This window comes from Streptomyces caelestis (assembly GCF_014205255.1).
In the GTDB taxonomy this organism is placed as follows: Bacteria; Actinomycetota; Actinomycetes; order Streptomycetales; family Streptomycetaceae; genus Streptomyces; species Streptomyces caelestis.
Map to the genome: position 1 here is coordinate 4,508,838 of NZ_JACHNE010000001.1, position 12,523 is coordinate 4,521,360.

At 71.0% G+C, this 12,523-nt stretch carries 14 protein-coding genes; 5 read left to right on the forward strand and 9 right to left on the reverse strand.

Translation table 11 applies throughout. The annotated features are described in order from the left end of the window. Nucleotides 1–89: 89 nt before the first annotated feature. Nucleotides 90–740: a GntR family transcriptional regulator gene (locus HDA41_RS20510; RefSeq protein WP_184985938.1), complete on the forward strand. Its 651-nt coding sequence runs from the start codon at nucleotides 90–92 to the stop codon at nucleotides 738–740. Continuing rightward, nucleotides 737–2,029 carry an MFS transporter gene (locus HDA41_RS20515; RefSeq protein ID WP_184985940.1) on the forward strand — a complete coding sequence of 431 codons (1,293 nt, stop codon included), beginning with the start codon at nucleotides 737–739 and terminating at the stop codon, nucleotides 2,027–2,029. The genes HDA41_RS20510 and HDA41_RS20515 overlap by 4 nt, the downstream gene beginning before the upstream one ends. A 7-nt stretch (nucleotides 2,030–2,036) precedes the next feature. Here the strand turns inward: HDA41_RS20515 and HDA41_RS20520 are convergent, their stop codons facing one another. Together HDA41_RS20520 and HDA41_RS20525 are read right to left on the reverse strand one after the other, a co-directional pair. After that, nucleotides 2,037–2,780, reverse strand: a complete 744-nt coding sequence (locus HDA41_RS20520; RefSeq protein WP_184985942.1) for an SAM-dependent methyltransferase — start codon at nucleotides 2,778–2,780, stop codon at nucleotides 2,037–2,039. Between the two features lie 218 nt (nucleotides 2,781–2,998). Continuing rightward, nucleotides 2,999–3,823: a maleylpyruvate isomerase family mycothiol-dependent enzyme gene (locus HDA41_RS20525; protein ID WP_184985944.1), complete on the reverse strand. Its 825-nt coding sequence runs from the start codon at nucleotides 3,821–3,823 to the stop codon at nucleotides 2,999–3,001. Nucleotides 3,824–4,015: 192 nt separating this feature from the next. Here HDA41_RS20525 and HDA41_RS20530 point away from each other — a divergent pair, with 192 nt between their 5' ends. After that, the gene (locus tag HDA41_RS20530) at nucleotides 4,016–4,813 is read left to right on the forward strand and encodes a carbon-nitrogen family hydrolase (RefSeq protein WP_184985946.1); all 798 of its coding nucleotides are present in this window, start codon (nucleotides 4,016–4,018) and stop codon (nucleotides 4,811–4,813) included. A 10-nt stretch (nucleotides 4,814–4,823) separates the two neighbouring features. Here the strand turns inward: HDA41_RS20530 and HDA41_RS20535 are convergent, their stop codons facing one another. Then, nucleotides 4,824–5,315 carry an LURP-one-related/scramblase family protein gene (locus HDA41_RS20535; RefSeq protein ID WP_184985948.1) on the reverse strand — a complete coding sequence of 164 codons (492 nt, stop codon included), beginning with the start codon at nucleotides 5,313–5,315 and terminating at the stop codon, nucleotides 4,824–4,826. Then, nucleotides 5,312–6,295 carry a GlxA family transcriptional regulator gene (locus HDA41_RS20540; RefSeq protein ID WP_184985950.1) on the reverse strand — a complete coding sequence of 328 codons (984 nt, stop codon included), beginning with the start codon at nucleotides 6,293–6,295 and terminating at the stop codon, nucleotides 5,312–5,314. Before HDA41_RS20540 ends, HDA41_RS20535 begins: the two co-directional genes overlap by 4 nt. A gap of 52 nt (nucleotides 6,296–6,347) precedes the next feature. On the opposite strand from HDA41_RS20540, the gene HDA41_RS20545 reads away from it, so the two are divergent. Beyond that, the gene (locus tag HDA41_RS20545) at nucleotides 6,348–6,773 is read left to right on the forward strand and encodes a cupin domain-containing protein (RefSeq protein WP_184985952.1); all 426 of its coding nucleotides are present in this window, start codon (nucleotides 6,348–6,350) and stop codon (nucleotides 6,771–6,773) included. Between the two features lie 258 nt (nucleotides 6,774–7,031). Here the strand turns inward: HDA41_RS20545 and HDA41_RS41380 are convergent, their stop codons facing one another. After that, nucleotides 7,032–7,193, reverse strand: coding sequence for a hypothetical protein (locus HDA41_RS41380; RefSeq protein WP_260423344.1), 162 nt, complete (start codon nucleotides 7,191–7,193; stop codon nucleotides 7,032–7,034). A gap of 324 nt (nucleotides 7,194–7,517) precedes the next feature. On the opposite strand from HDA41_RS41380, the gene HDA41_RS41385 reads away from it, so the two are divergent. After that, on the forward strand, nucleotides 7,518–7,934 hold the full coding sequence (locus tag HDA41_RS41385; protein ID WP_230299478.1) for a hypothetical protein: 417 nt from the start codon (nucleotides 7,518–7,520) through the stop codon (nucleotides 7,932–7,934). A 6-nt stretch (nucleotides 7,935–7,940) separates the two neighbouring features. Here the strand turns inward: HDA41_RS41385 and HDA41_RS20555 are convergent, their stop codons facing one another. From HDA41_RS20555 to HDA41_RS20570, 4 genes are all read right to left on the reverse strand, one after another. Then, on the reverse strand, nucleotides 7,941–8,189 hold the full coding sequence (locus HDA41_RS20555) for a DUF6458 family protein (RefSeq protein WP_184985954.1): 249 nt from the start codon (nucleotides 8,187–8,189) through the stop codon (nucleotides 7,941–7,943). A gap of 86 nt (nucleotides 8,190–8,275) precedes the next feature. Next, the gene (locus HDA41_RS20560; RefSeq protein ID WP_260423345.1) at nucleotides 8,276–9,625 is read right to left on the reverse strand and encodes a M18 family aminopeptidase; all 1,350 of its coding nucleotides are present in this window, start codon (nucleotides 9,623–9,625) and stop codon (nucleotides 8,276–8,278) included. A gap of 76 nt (nucleotides 9,626–9,701) precedes the next feature. Further along, nucleotides 9,702–11,528, reverse strand: coding sequence for an acyl-CoA dehydrogenase (locus HDA41_RS20565; protein ID WP_184985956.1), 1,827 nt, complete (start codon nucleotides 11,526–11,528; stop codon nucleotides 9,702–9,704). 134 nt (nucleotides 11,529–11,662) lie between these two features. Next, on the reverse strand, nucleotides 11,663–12,481 hold the full coding sequence (locus HDA41_RS20570; RefSeq protein WP_184985958.1) for an intradiol ring-cleavage dioxygenase: 819 nt from the start codon (nucleotides 12,479–12,481) through the stop codon (nucleotides 11,663–11,665). Between the last annotated feature and the right edge of the window lie 42 nt (nucleotides 12,482–12,523).

Sequence of the window (12,523 nt, forward strand, 5' to 3'; positions counted from 1 at the left end):
GACCCCCGCTTTGCCGCAGACGTGTGACATTCGAGTCCGCATACTGGACTAATGCATCCATGCGTACCTGTTGTATCTATGCTGTCGGCATGACCCTGGCCGTGAAGCAACCTCCCGCCGCCGACCGCGTCTACACCCACGTCAAGCAGGGCGTGCTGGAGCGCCGTTACGAGGGCGGGACCCTCCTCACCGAGGGCGAGCTCGCCGAGGCCGTCGGGGTCTCGCGCACTCCGGTGCGTGAGGCGCTGCTCCGGCTGGAGGCCGAGGGGCTGATCCGGCTCTACCCGAAGAAGGGCGCCCTCGTCCTGCCGGTCTCCGCGCAGGAGATCGCCGACGTCGTCGAGACCCGGCTGCTCGTCGAGGAGCACGCGGCGCGCAAGGCCGTGCCCGCGCCCGCCGGGCTCATCGAGCGCCTGGAGGAGCTGCTGGCCCGGCAGAAGAAGCAGGCCGCCGCCGGAGACCTCGCGGGGGCCGCCGTCACCGACCGCTGCTTCCACGCCGAGATCGTCCGCAGCGGCGGCAACGAGATCCTCTCCCGGCTCTACGACCAGCTGCGCGACCGCCAGCTGCGGATGGGCGTCGCCGTCATGCACTCCCACCCCGACCGGATCGCCAAGACCCTCGCCGAGCACGAGGAGATCCTCGACGCGCTGCGCGCCGGGGACGCCGAGGCGGCCGTCGGGCTGGTCCACCGGCACGTCGGCTGGTTCTCGCACCTGGCCCGGGGGGAGGTCCGATGAGCAGCACGCTGCCGGGCGATCCTCCGGGTGGCCGGCGCGCACTGGCGGTCTGGGGCATCGGCGTCTCGGTCTACTTCGTCGCGGTCATCTTCCGCACGTCCCTGGGCGTGGCCGGCCTCGACGCCGCCGACCGCTTCCACGTCAACGCCTCCGCGCTGTCCACCTTCTCCATCCTCCAGCTGCTGGTCTACGCGGGCATGCAGATACCCGTCGGCCTGCTCGTCGACCGGCTCGGCACCAAGAAGGTGCTGGCTCTCGGGGCGGTGCTGTTCACGGCCGGGCAGCTGGGCTTCGCGTTCTCCCCGTCGTACGGCATGGCGCTCGCGTCCCGGGCGCTGCTCGGCTGCGGTGACGCGCTGACCTTCATCAGCGTGCTGCGCCTCGGCAGCCGGTGGTTCCCGGCCCGGCGCGGCCCGCTCGTCGCCCAGTTCGCGGGGCTGGTGGGCATGGCGGGCAACCTCGTCTCCACGCTCGTCCTGGCCCGGCTGCTGCACGGCGTCGGCTGGACGGCGGCCTTCGCGGGCAGCGCGGCCGCCGGGGCCGTGGTGTTCGTCCTGGTACTGCTGTTCCTGAAGGACCACCCGGAGGGCCACGAGCCGGAGCCGCTCCCGCATCAGGGCGTGGCCTACGTACGGCGGCAGATCGCCGCCGCCTGGCGGGAGCCGGGGACGCGGCTCGGCCTGTGGGTGCACTTCACGACCCAGTTCCCGGCGATGGTGTTCCTGCTGCTGTGGGGCCTGCCGTTCCTCGTCGAGGCCCAGGGACTGTCCCGGGCCACGGCCGGCGAACTCCTCACGCTGGTCGTGCTGTCGAACATGGTCGTCGGCATGGTCTACGGCCAGATCGTCGCCCGGCACCACGGGGCGCGGCTGCCGCTCGCGCTCGGCACGGTCGGGACGACGGCGGCCCTGTGGGCGGCGACGCTGGCCTACCCCGGCCCGCACGCCCCGATGTGGCTGCTGATCGTGCTGTGCGCGGTGCTCGGGGCATGCGGGCCCGCCTCGATGCTCGGCTTCGACTTCGCCCGCCCGGCGAACCCGCCCGAGCGGCAGGGCACGGCCTCCGGCATCACCAACATGGGCGGCTTCGTGGCCTCCATGACCACGCTGTTCGCGATCGGGGTGCTGCTGGACGCCACCGGCGACGACTACACCGTGGCCTTCTCGGTGGTGTTCGTGCTTCAGGCGTTCGGGGTCGCGCAGATCCTGCGGCTGCGCGAGCAGGCGGCCCGGCGCGAGCGGGAACGGCTGGTGGCGAGCCGGGTGGAGACGGTGCACGTCCCGGCATAGGCGTAGATCAACGGGCCACCACCGGTACCAGGGTGAGGTACGCGAGCCCGAGGACGCCGCGGTAGGTGAGCCAGGCGGCTCGGTGGCGGTCGGCGCGCTCCCGGGTCTCGGCGGCCAGGGGGTGGCCGGGGTGCTCGGCGAGCCACACCTCGGTGTCCGCGAGGTACGCCGACTCGAACGCCTCCCATTCGTCGAGGCTCGCGGTCTCCGTCCACTCGGGCCGGAACCCCGCGTCGACGGCCAGGCCGACGAGGGTCGCGAGGTCGGGGTGGTCGGTGGCGCTCGCGTCCGGCCACATGCGGGCCAGCTCCGCCTCGGTCGGGGTGCGGTGCCAGAAGCCTTCTCCGAGGAGGACGCGGCCGTGGTCGGTGACCAGGCGGCGCAGTTCCGCGAGCGCCTCGGGGAGTTGGCCGGCGAGGGCCTGGCTCGCGCCGACGCACAGGACGAGGTCGGCGGGGCCGTGGGGTGTTCCGGCGGCGGACTCCTCGAGGAAACGGACTCGGTCCGTGAGACCTCTTGCCTCGGCGGCTTGTCGGCCGCGGGCCAGGTCCTCGGCGTTGATGTCGATGCCGGTGCCGGTTGCCGCCGGGGTGGCGGCCAGGATGCGGAGCATCAGCTCGGCCCAGCCGCAGCCGATGTCGAGGACGGTGGTGGGGGCGTGGCGGGTCAGGCGTGCGACCAGCCGGTCTGCGCGTGGTTCCGAGAGCGGGCCGTGGAACGTGAGGCGGCTGTGACGGGGCGGGGTTGTCATGCGCAGGGACGGTACGTGGAGTGGTGGGCGGGCGGCATGGGGTTTTTGCCGCAGTGGCCGTTGGTGCCGGGAGCGGGTGGGTGCGCAGCTCGGCGCGGCGAGGTGCCTCCCCCAAGCTCTTCGAGCAGGGGGTACCCCCAGCGCCCACCCGTGCCGCCCTGGGGGCACCTCCCAGGCCCTTGAGGCACTGGGGGAGGCACGACTGCCCGCAGCCAGGGCTACTTCGTCACCGTGAAGTTGCGCAGGATCGCCGCCGTCAAGTCCGGGTCGCCCTCCGTTTTCACCCTGTCCGTCACCGACTCCGGCGTCACGCGGCCGCAGGCCAGGCGGACGTATGTCTCCCAGTCGAGGGTGAGGGTGGCGGCGGGGCCGAGGGCGGGGGCCGTTTCGAGGGTGCCGCGGCCCTGGATGTCGACGCGGATCGTGCGCAGGAACTCGATGGGACCGTGGACGTCGAAGACGACGGCCGAGCTGCGCGGTGCCTGCGCGTCCTCGGCGACCACGCGCGGGAGTTCGCCGAGCAGCACGTCACGGGCGACGTGCGCGCCGGGGGAGTCGAGGTTGCCGGGCCGGCCGAGGGCCGTGCGCAGGTCCTGCTCGTGCACCCACACGTCGAAGGCGTGCCGACGCATGGACTCCTCGAGGGTCAGCTCCGTGCCGAACGGGCCGCGCACCTTCGCGCCCGGGTCGCGCGAGTCGTTGCGCAGCTGGCGGTTGCGGCGGATGATCACGTACTCCAGCTCGGAGGTCATCTCCGGCGCCGTGTGGTGACGGCGGACGTCGACCTGCATCTCCATGTAGCGCTGGTGGTCGTTGGTCACGTGGAAGAGGTCGCGCGGCAGCGTGTGGATGGGGCGTGGGTCGCCCAGCATCTCGCAGTCCAGGCCGATGACGTGGGAGACCACGTCCCGCACCGACCACCCGGGGCACGGCGTCCGCCGGTTCCACTCGGCCTCCGCGAGCGGCTGGAGCAGCTCGGATATCGCTTCGATGGAGTGGGTCCAGGCGTCGGCGTAGGGCTGGAGGGTGGGATGCAGACTCACGGAACGGGACCCCTCGGCGGTCGGTGCACGGGCAGGTGGTGGCGGTTGCCAGTGGGAGGTGGCGGCTGTCGGCGGGTGTCTTGGCAGCTAAGTTACGCTGCTGTGAGGCACCCCGGCAGTGCTTTCGTGTGACGATCGTAGGCCCGTGGGGAAGCCCTTGTTGGACGGGCCGAATGCCAGGACGGTGGTAGTGTGCGCGCCTCTGTGATCCAGATCGCCGTAGACGAGGGCGAATCGGTCGAATCGCGCCGTCGGCGGGCGGCCTCGATGGTCCGCGATCAGGCCGGGGCCGATCTCGTCGTCCTGCCGGAGCTGTGGACCACGGGTGCCTTCGCCTACGAGGAGTTCGGGCAGGAGGCCGAGCCGCTCGAAGGGCCGACGTACGAGACGATGGCGAAGGCCGCGAGCGACGCCGGTGTGTGGCTGCACGCGGGCTCGATCCCGGAGCGGGATCCTGAGGGGCCGCTCTACAACACCTCCCTCGTCTTCTCCCCGGCCGGCGATCTCGCCGCCGTCTACCGCAAGATCCACCGCTTCGGCTTCGACAAGGGCGAGGCCGTGCTGATGGGCGCGGGTGCCGAGCTGGTGACGGTCCGTCTGCCGTCGACCACCCTGGGCCTCGGCACCTGTTACGACCTCCGTTTCCCCGAACTCTTCCGCGGGCTCGTCGACGCCGGTGCCGAGACGCTCGTGGTCCCGGCGGGCTGGCCGGAGCGCCGCCGGGCCCACTGGACGCTGCTGGCTCAGGCGCGGGCGGTCGAGAACCAGTCGTTCGTCGTCGCGTGCGGAACGGCCGGGACGCACGCCGGGGTTCCCCAGGCCGGTCACTCGATCGTGGTCGACCCGTGGGGTGAGGTGCTGGCCCAGGCGGGCGCCGGCGAGGAGGTCCTGACGGTGGAGTTCGACCCGGGGAAGGTCGCGACGACGCGGGAGCAGTTCCCGGTGCTGAAGGACCGGGTGCTGGGGCTCCAGCCTCCTCGCAGGCCCTGAGGACGCGCCCTCAGTCCCCCCGCTCCTTCTCCGCCAGGTGGATCACACACACCGCCACCGCGATCAGCAGCGCCGGATCCGCGTCCTCGCGGACGACCTCCACGCCGTAGGTGTCCCGCACGGTCAGCCACCGCCGGGAGACCACCGCCAGCAGCTCCCCGTCGTACTCGACGGCGAACTCCCGGTCGAGGATCTTGCCGCTGACGTCCAGCTCACTGCCGTCGGCCAGGGACACCCGGTAGTGGTTGCGCAGCAGGGACAGACGTTTCCGGCGGATCGTCGCCAGCGGCTCGCCGCCCCGCTGGAGCACCATCGTGTCGCGCAGGGCGAGCATCTTCTGGTGGATGTCGACGAGGACGCGCCCCTGGGTGTCCTTCAGCTCCCAGGTGTCCCGCAGGCGCAGTGCCTTGCCGTCGACGAGGAACACCTTGGTGCCGCGGTCGTCCTCGATCCAGTAGTCGTCGCCGAAGCCGAGGAGCCGGTCGTACACGAGGAATCTCATGACACCAGGGCTTCCCCGGCGCCCGCTCCGAAACGCCGTCGATAGGCCGAGGGGCTCAGCCCGGTCACCCGCCGCAGCCGGGTCCGCAGGTTGGCGGCCGTCCCGAGCCCGCTGCGGGCCGCCACCACGTCCAGCCGTTCCTCGCCCCGCTCGATCAGCCGACAGGCCAGCGCCACCCGCTCCCCGGTCAGCCATGCCAGCGGTGTCGTCCCGAGCTGGGCGCGGAAGCGCCGGTGGAGCGTGGCCGGGCTGACACGCGCGCGTGCGGCCAGGTCCGTCACCGTCAGCGGCTCGCCCAGCCGCTCCTGCGCCCACTCCAGCAGGGGTGCCAGGGACTCGTCCCGCACCTGAGGCACCGGCCGCTCCACGAACTGCCGCTGCCCGCCGTCCCGGTGCGCGGCGAACACCAGCCGCCGGGAGACGTGGTTGGCGATCTCGGCGCCGTGGTCACGTCGTACGACGTGCAGGCCCAGGTCCAGCGCCGAGGCGCTGCCGGAGGCGGTCAGGACGTCGCCGTCGTCCACGAACAGTACGTCCGGCTCCAGCAGCACCTCGGGGTACCTCGCCCTGAAGGACTCCGCCCACATCCAGTGGCAGGCCGCCCGCCGCCCGTCCAGCAGCCCGGCCTCCGCCATCGTGAAGGCACCCGAGCAGAACCCGACCAGCCGTGCACCACGCGCGTGTGCCCGGCGTACGGCATCCAGGACGCGCGGCGCCCGGGGTGTTTCTGTGTCGGGCCGGTTCGGCACGATCAGGGTGTCCGCCTCCTCGGCGGCCTCCAGTCCGGCCACTCCGGTGAGCGTGAAGAAGCCGTCCCGCATACGCGTGTGCGGTGCGGCGGCGCACAGCCGGAAGTCGTACAGCTCTCGCCCGAGCTCCGGCCTGCGCAGCCCGAAGATCTCGATGGCGCAGCTCATCTCGAAGGGGTTCGAGTTCTCGTCCACCATCAGGACGACCCGGTGCGAGGATCCTTGCGGCATGTGCGATTTCTAGCACTCGTGCGAGACCCACGGCACCCCTGAAGATCACCCCATGACCCAGGAACCCGTCTCCCTCGCCCACGCCCTGGCCTCCTTCTCGGAGCAGTGGAGCCCACGCATCGTCACCGCCGTCAACGACTACGACGTCCGCGTCGCGAAGGTCGAGGGCGAGCACGTCTGGCACGTCCACGACCACACCGACGAGTTCTTCCTCGTCCTCGACGGCGAGCTGCACATCGGCCTGCGCGAGCCGTCCGGCGAGCGCACGGTCGTGCTCCCCCGGGGCAGCGTCTTCACCGTCCCGCGCGGCACCGAGCACAAGCCGTACGCCCCCGTCCCGACCGCGATCCTCTTGTTCGAACCCACCGGCACCCTCACGGTCGGCGACCGCCACGACGACGTGCCCGAGCACGTGGACGCCACGACCGGCCACGCGCTGGACCGGCTGTCAGTGCCGGACGACACCCTGGACGCATGACCGACACAGCATCCCGACGTGCCCGCGTCCGCGCCCCCGAGCTGACCGGCTAGGTGTGCTGTCCCGGGACGTTGGTGACAGGCGACACGCCTGGAGTGGTCCTTGAACGAGGCGAGGGCCTCTGGGTTCGGTGACGGATCTCGTCGACATCGGGCCGGGGGGGGGTGGGGTGGGCGGGTTGCGGGAGGTGGCGGCGCCGTTTGTGGTGCCAGGCCCTTCGGGGGGCCCGGCTGCGAGTCTCAGACGTGGACGCGGCGGTTATTGCGTGAGGTCGGCGTGTTCCTGGGTGGGCTTGCGGCGCGGGATCTCGCGGTGCGCTCGCGGCAGGGTCTGGCTCACGATGCCACCGTGGGCGGCTCGTAAGCGGGAGTTGACCGGGGCCTCGTCGGCGCGGTGGGCCGGCAGCACCACCAAAGCCACTCATGACCAGTGGGCCCTGGCCCGGCGCGGCCAGATGGCGGAGATGGTGTGGCTGCGGGGGCAGATCACGCGGATCGAGGCGCGGCTGGCGAGTCCGCTGGGCGCCAACGCGAACAAGCGCGAACGGCTGGTACGCGGGTACGGCTCGCGGGTGGAGTGGCACGCCAAGGCTCGTCGGCTGCACATGCTGAAGGACCGGCTCGCCGGTCTGGAGGCGGACTGGGCGGCGGACCGGGTGCATGTGGTGTGCGGCGGCAAGCAGCTCGCCCGCCTGCGCCACCACCTGGGCCAGGCCGGGCTGGAGGAGGTGGCCTGGCGGGATCGGTGGCGGGCGGCGCGGATGTTCCTGGCTGCCGCCGGGAGTCCGGCAAACGCCTCGGCAACGAGACCATCCGCATCACCAGCACCGGGCAGGTCTCGATCAGACTCCCCGCCGCCCTGGGCTACCTGGCCAACGCCCCGCACGGCCGCTACGTCCTCGACACCACCGTGGAGTTCCAGCACCGGGGCGAGGAATGGGCGGACCGGATCAGCGCGAACAGTGCGGTGGCCTACCGCATCCACCACGACCCGGTCCGCCGCCGCTGGTATGTCACCGCCTCTTGGCGGCGTCCAGCTGTCCCGGTCCTGCCGATCGACGCGGCTCTGGCTAACGCGGGCGACCAGCGTGCCCAACACCGTTCGGAGCACGCGGCTGAGCATGAGCCCTGGCAACAGGGCTCACTCCCGCTCAGTCTTTAGGAACGGTCACACTCCGTACCCGTCGCTGTAGCCGTCCCGCGTGGGGCGCCGTCCGTCGTCCACGACCGGCGTCGTGGGTGGGACCACCACGCGCCGGCGCCTGGCGATGCTGCTGAACGTCGTGACGCCGATCAGTCCGACGATCATCAGGATCACGCCGACGAGGTCGAGGTTGACCCCCTGCATGTCCCAGTCGGTCGCGAACGTGAGGATGGCTCCCACGGCGATGAGGATGATGCATCCGCCGAGGCCCATGAGTGTCGCCTCCCTGTACGGTCCGGTCGTTCCGGTCCGCACACCGGGTACCCCCGAGGGGAACACCCATGCGGTGATGGCCTGTTCTACCTCTCCAGGAACGCCGTCAGCGCGTTCGCCAGGAGGAACGGGTCGTCGGCGCCGCACAGTTCGCGGACGCTGTGCATCGACAGGATGGCCACGCCGATGTCGACCGTCTTGATGCCGTGCCGGGCGGCGGTGATCGGTCCGATCGTGGTGCCGCAGGGCATGGAGTTGTTGGAGACGAAGGACTGGAAGGGCACGTCGGCCGCCTCGCAGGCCGCCGTGAACTCGGCGCGGCCCGAACCGTCCGTGGCGTAGCGGTTGTTGACGTTGACCTTGAGGATCGGACCGCCGTTGACGCGCGGGTGGTGCGTCGGGTCGTGCCGCTCCGCGTAGTTGGGGTGCACGGCGTGGCCGGTGTCGGAGGACAGGCAGACCGTGCCGGCGAAGGCGCGGGCCCGGTCCTCGTAGGAGCCGCCGCGGGCGAACACCGAGCGCTCCAGCACGTTGCCGAGCAGCGGTCCGTCCGCGCCGGTGTCCGACTGGGAGCCGTTCTCCTCGTGGTCGAAGGCGGCCAGGACCGGGATGGAGGCCGGCTCGGACGCGCCGGAGGCCACGGCGGCGAGGGCCGCCGTGCCGGCGTGCACGGACAGCAGGTTGTCCATGCGGGGGCCGGCCAGCAGTTCGCGGTCGCGGCCCAGGTAGGCGGGCGGTTCCACGGAGTGCGTCATCAGGTCCCAGCCGGTGACCTCGCCCGCGGGGATGCCGGCCGTCTCCTCCAGGAAGGCGATCAGGTCGCCGTCGCGCACGTCGCCGCCCAGGCCCCAGACCGGCTGCATGTGCCGCTGCTTGTCGAGCTTGAGGCCGTCCGCCGTCACCGAGCGGTCCAGATGGATGGCGAGCTGCGGGACGCGCAGCAGCGGGCGGTCGATGTTGACCAGGCGCGTGGAGCCGTCGCGCAGGGTCAGCCGGCCCGCGAGGCCCAGGTCGCGGTCCAGCCAGGAGTTGAGCAGCGGCCCGCCGTAGATCTCCACGGCCACCTGGCGCCAGCCGTGCGCCCCGCTGTCGGGGAGCGGCTTGACGCGCAGGTTGGGGGAGTCGGTGTGGGCGCCGACGATCCGGAACGGCGTGTGCGGTGCGGCGCCCTCCGGCACGTACCAGGCGATGATCGCGCCGCCGCGCAGCACGTACTTGCCGCCGCTCGTCCCTTCCCAGGCGTCCGTCTCGGCGACCTGCCTGAAGCCTGCCTTCTCCAGCCGTTCGGCAGCTGTGGCCACGGCGTGGTAGGGCGACGGGCTCGCCGCCAGGAAGGTCATGAGGTCGTCGGTGTGGCCGCGGTCGAAGGCAAGAGGTGCGCGCGAAGCGCTCGCTGCAAGGGTGGCGGCGGGAGACGGGCGGGCTGGTTCGCTCATGGTTTCACCTTAGCGACGGACGAGGGCCTGTTCCCCGGGTAGGGGAACAGGCCCTCGAACAGAGGACTCGGCGGGACTAGAACGCGGCCTCGTCCAGCTCCATCAGGTCCAGCTCGACGCCCTCGGCGACCTTGCGGGCCAGGGTGACGCCCGGCAGGACGTTGGCGGCGAAGAACTTGGCCGCGGCGATCTTGCCGGTGTAGAAGGCCTTGTCCTTGGCGGAGGCGGTCTCCAGCTTCTCGGCGGCGATCGCGGCGCCCTTGAGCAGCAGGTAGCCGACGACGACGTCACCGGAGGCCATCAGCAGGCGGGTGGTGTTCAGCCCGACCTTGTAGATGTTCTTGACGTCCTGCTCGGTGGCCGCGAGGTCGGTGAGCATCAGGCCGACGATGGCCTCCAGCTCGACCGCGGCCTTGGCGAGGTGCTCGCGGGCACCGGCCAGCTCCTCGCCGCCCGTGCCGAGGGCCAGGAACTTCTTGATGTCCTCGGCGAGGGAGTTCAGCGCGGCGCCCTGGTTGCGGACGATCTTCCGGAAGAAGAAGTCCTGGCCCTGGATCGCCGTGGTGCCCTCGTAGAGGGTGTCGATCTTGGAGTCCCGGATGTACTGCTCGATCGGGTACTCCTGGAGGAAGCCGGAGCCGCCGAACGTCTGCAGCGACTGGGCGAGCAGCTCGTAGCCCTTCTCGGAGCCGTAGCCCTTGACGATGGGCAGGAGCAGGTCGTTCAGCGCGTGCTCGGTGGCGGCGTCCTCGCCGGCGGCCTCCTTGATCTGGATCGCGTCCTGGATCGAGGCGGTGTACATCACCAGGGCGCGCATGCCCTCCGCGTACGCCTTCTGCGTGATCAGCGAGCGGCGCACGTCGGGGTGGTGGGTGATGGTGACCTTCGGCGCGGTCTTGTCCATGAAGTTCGCCAGGTCGGGGCCCTGGACGCGCTCCTTGGCGTACTCCAGCGCGTTCAGGTAGCCCGTGGACAGCGTGGAGATCGCCTTCGTGCCGACCATCATGCGGGCGAACTCGATGATGCGGAACATCTGGCGGATGCCGTCGTGCTTGTCGCCGATCAGCCAGCCCTTGGCGGGGTGCTGGTCGCCGAAGGTCATCTCGCAGGTGTTGGAGGCCTTCAGGCCCATCTTGTGCTCGACGTTCGTGGCGTAGGCGCCGTTGCGCTCGCCCAGCTCGCCGGTCTCGAAGTCGAAGAGGTACTTCGGGACGAGGAAGAGGGACAGGCCCTTGGTGCCGGGGCCGGCTCCCTCGGGACGCGCGAGCACGTAGTGGAGGATGTTCTCCGACATGTCGTGCTCACCGGACGTGATGAAGCGCTTCACGCCCTCGATGTGCCAGGAGCCGTCCTCCTGCTGCACGGCCTTGGTGCGGCCGGCGCCCACGTCGGAGCCCGCGTCGGGCTCGGTGAGCACCATCGTGGAGCCCCACTGCTTCTCCACGGCGATCTTGGCTATGTGCTTCTGGACCTCGTTGCCCTCCTCGAAGAGGATGCCGGCGAAGGCCGGGCCCGAGGAGTACATCCACACGGCCGGGTTGGCGCCCAGGATGAGCTCGGCGTAGGCCCAGATCAGGGAGCGGGGCGAGGTGGTGCCGCCGATCTCCTCGGGCAGGCCGAGGCGCCAGTACTCGGAGTCCATGAAGGCCTGGTAGCTCTTCTTGAAGGAGGCCGGGACCGGCGCGGTGTTGGTCTCCGGGTCGAAGACCGGCGGGTTGCGGTCGGCGTCGATGAAGGACTCGGCCAGCTCGTTCTCCGAGAGGCGGGTCATCTCCTCCAGGATGCTCTTCGCGGTCTCGACGTCCGTCTCCTCGAACGGGCCGGTGCCGTACACCTTGTCGCGCCCGAGTACTTCGAAGAGGTTGAACTCGATGTCGCGGAGATTCGACTTGTAGTGCCCCATGGCGACGGCTCCCGGCTCCCTAGAGAGATCGGCGAGGCACTGGCTCCTCGCGCTAGTTCACGTACCAACAAGTAGCTACGATGATGCTACCCGCCAGTAATAAGACGCAACCCCATCCGGTCATCTGTGACAGGTCACACCGGAACGGTCAAGGTCGCGGTGTAGCCGTCCCCCGTGCTGCCCGCCATCGCCGCCAGCTGCCGCTCGTGCCCGTCGCTGAAGATGCCGTCGTCCTCCAGGGAGAGGCTGCTCAGGTTCCGCACGCTGGCGTCGTAGCCGTCCGTGGCGTAGACCGCGTCGCAGACGTCCTTCGGGAAGGCGAGCTGCGAGGTGTTCGTGATCGACGTGGCGGCGGTGGCGTCGGCCAGAGAGCCGTACACCTCGAAGTGGATGTGCGGCCAGCGGCCCGGGTAGCAGCCGGGGAAGACGCTCGTGAACGTGACCTGGCCCTTCTCGTCCGTCTCCTGGACGCCCCGCAGGTAGTTCTCCTCGGTGACGCCCTCGGAGTACAGGGAGTAGGCGCCGTCCCGGTCGCAGTGCCACACGTAGACGGCGGCGCCCTGCTTGGGGGTGCCGCAGCCGGAGGCCGCGTCCACCACCGTCAGGGTGATGGTCAGGGGTACGCCCTCGGCGGTGCCGCCCGCGGAGTCGCCGAAGCTCTGCCTGATGTCGCCGCGGACGACGCCGCTCTCCTTCAGGACGTTCACACCGTTCGAGCCGTCGCCGGGGAAGGGCCCGGCCGTCTCCTCCGGGATCTCCGCGCACCCGGCGGGCGAGGCCGGGGAGGCAGAGGACGGGGACGCCGTGGGCTTCTCCTCCGTCGTGCAGCCCACCAGCGGGACCAGGCTCACGCCCGCCATCAGCCGGATCATCCGGCGGCGGGCGAGGACGGGCAGGTCGTAGGAGAGGCCTCTGTCGTGCTCGTGCGGGCCCTCGTCATGGCGTCCGTTCATCGTTCGACGCTACGAGCGGCGGACGCCGCGATCCACGTGCCG